Annotated in this window: 2 protein-coding genes; both read left to right on the forward strand. The window is 70.3% G+C overall.

Going from position 1 to position 2,320, the window contains the following annotated elements:
• The first annotated feature begins 19 nt into the window (after nt 1-19).
• Complete coding sequence (locus ABD990_RS34035; protein ID WP_345384927.1) at nt 20-583, forward strand: flavin reductase family protein; 564 nt, start codon at nt 20-22, stop codon at nt 581-583.
• A 156-nt stretch (nt 584-739) separates the two neighbouring features.
• Nucleotides 740-2,320, forward strand: a 1,581-nt coding sequence (locus ABD990_RS34040) for a 4-hydroxyphenylacetate 3-hydroxylase family protein (protein WP_425569723.1), incomplete at its 3' end; no start/stop codon positions are given.

The following is a 2,320-nucleotide window of genomic DNA, read 5'->3' on the forward strand; positions in this document are numbered from 1 at the left end:
CCGCACAGGGAGGTGCGAGATGACGGTCCCGCCCCGGGAGCTGCGCAACGCCTTCGGGCGGTTCGCCACCGGTGTCACCGTGGTGACCTGCCGGAACGACGAGGGGACCCCGCACGGGGCGACGGTCAACGCGTTCACCGCGGTGTCGCTCGAGCCGGCGCTGTGCCAGGTGACGCTGACCCGCAAGTCGCGGGCGTGCGGGTACCTGGACGGGGCGCCGTTCGCGGTGAACGTGCTGGGCGCCGGCCAGGTCGACACGGCCTGGCACTTCGCGGGCCGCCCGGTCGCGCCGGGCCCGCAGTGGGCGCCGGGGCCGACCGCGCCGGTGCTCGTGGGATCCGCGGCGGTGTACTCCTGCCGGCCGTGGCGGACCTACGACGGTGGGGACCACCTGATCGTCGTGGGCGAGGTCGTCCACATCGCCGTGACCGACGCGGAGCCGCTGCTGTTCTACGCCGGCGCCTTCCGCGAGATCGGTCCGCGGGAGACCGGCACCCACTGGGGCGGCTCGCTGGACTGTCCCGAGGCCGGGTGGTTCGACGCCGACACCCGCTTCACCCCGCTGACCCCGCGCGCCGCCTGATCCCGCACGCCTGATCCCGCACGCCCGATCCCCGCCGCCTGATCCCGCGCGCCTGTTCCCGCGCGCCTGTTCCCGCGCGCCTGTTCCTGCGCGCCTGATCCCGCGCGCCCGACCGGCCAGTCCCGACCCGCATTCCCCGCAGAAGAAGGGCCAGACATGACGCTTCAGCAGGACCGCCCCGCCGCCGACGCCGCCACCGACGCCGGGCAGGTCGTCCCCACCGCGGCCGCCCCGATGACCGGTGACGAGTACATCTCCTCGATCCAGGACGGCCGGGAGGTGTGGGTCTACGGCGAGCGGGTCGAGGACGTGACCACCCACCCGGCGTTCCGCAACCCGGTGCGGATGACCGCGCGGCTCTACGACGCCCTGCACGACCCGGCCACCCGCGACAGGCTCACCGTGCCCACCGACACCGGCAACGGCGGGCTCACCCATCCGTTCTTCCGCTCCCCGCACACGGTGGAGGACCTGCTGGCCGACCGTCGGGCGATCGAGACCTGGTCGCGGATGACCTACGGCTGGATGGGCCGCTCGCCGGACTACAAGGCCAGCTTCCTGGGCACGCTGGGCGCGAACGCCGAGTTCTACGCGCCGTTCGAGGACAACGCGCGGCGCTGGTACCGCGAGTCGCAGGAGAAGGTCCTGTACTGGAACCACGCGATCATCAACCCGCCGGTGGACCGCAACCTGCCGCCGGACGAGGTCGGCGACGTGTTCATGAAGGTGGAGCGCGAGACCGACGCCGGCCTGGTCGTCTCCGGCGCCAAGGTCGTGGCCACCGGCTCGGCCATCACCAACTACAACTTCATCGCCCACTACGGGCTGCCGATCAAGCGCAAGGAGTTCGCGCTGATCTGCACGGTGCCGATGGACGCGCCGGGGGTCAAGCTGATCTGCCGCACCTCCTACACCCAGCAGGCCGCGGTGATGGGCAGCCCGTTCGACTACCCGCTGTCCTCGCGGATGGACGAGAACGACACCATCTTCGTGTTCGACAAGGTCCTGGTGCCCTGGGAGAACGTGTTCTGCTACGGCGACATCGAGAAGATCAACGGCTTCTTCCCGGTCTCCGGGTTCATCCCGCGGTTCACCTTCCACGGCTGCATCCGGCTCGCCACCAAGATCGACTTCATCGCCGGGCTGCTGCTCAAGGCCCTGGAGATCACCGGCAGCAAGGACTTCCGCGGCGTGCAGACCCGCGTCGGCGAGGTGGTCGGCTGGCGCAACACCTTCTTCGCGCTGGCCGACGCGATGGCCCGCAACCCCGACGAGTGGACCGGCGGGGCGCTGCTGCCCAAGCTGGACTACGGGCTGACCTACCGGATGCTGATGATCCAGGCCTACCCGCGGATCAAGGAGATCATCGAGTCCGACGTCGCCTCCGGGCTGATCTACCTCAACTCCCACTCGATCGACTTCAAGACCCCCGAGGTCCGGCCCTACCTGGACAAGTACGTCCGCGGCTCAGGCGGCTACGAGGCCGTCGACCGGGTCAAGGTGATGAAGGCGCTGTGGGACGCGGTCGGCTCGGAGTTCGGCGGCCGGCACGAGCTCTACGAGCGCAACTACTCCGGCAACCACGAGAACGTCAAGGCCGAGCTGCTCTTCGCCGCCGAGGCCCAGGGCACCACCGCGCAGATGAAGGGCCTCGCCGAGCAGTGCCTGTCCGAGTACGACCTCGACGGCTGGACCGTCCCCGACCTGATCGGCAACGACGACGTCTCCTTCCTGAGG

The organism is Pseudonocardia yuanmonensis, assembly GCF_039542425.1.
Classification (GTDB): Bacteria; Actinomycetota; Actinomycetes; order Mycobacteriales; family Pseudonocardiaceae; genus Pseudonocardia; species Pseudonocardia yuanmonensis.

Excerpts from the sequence above, each read along its gene's own strand:
- ABD990_RS34035 (WP_345384927.1), top strand. The coding sequence starts at position 20 with ATGACGGTCCCGCCCCGGGAGCTGCGCAACGCCTTCGGGCGGTTCGCC.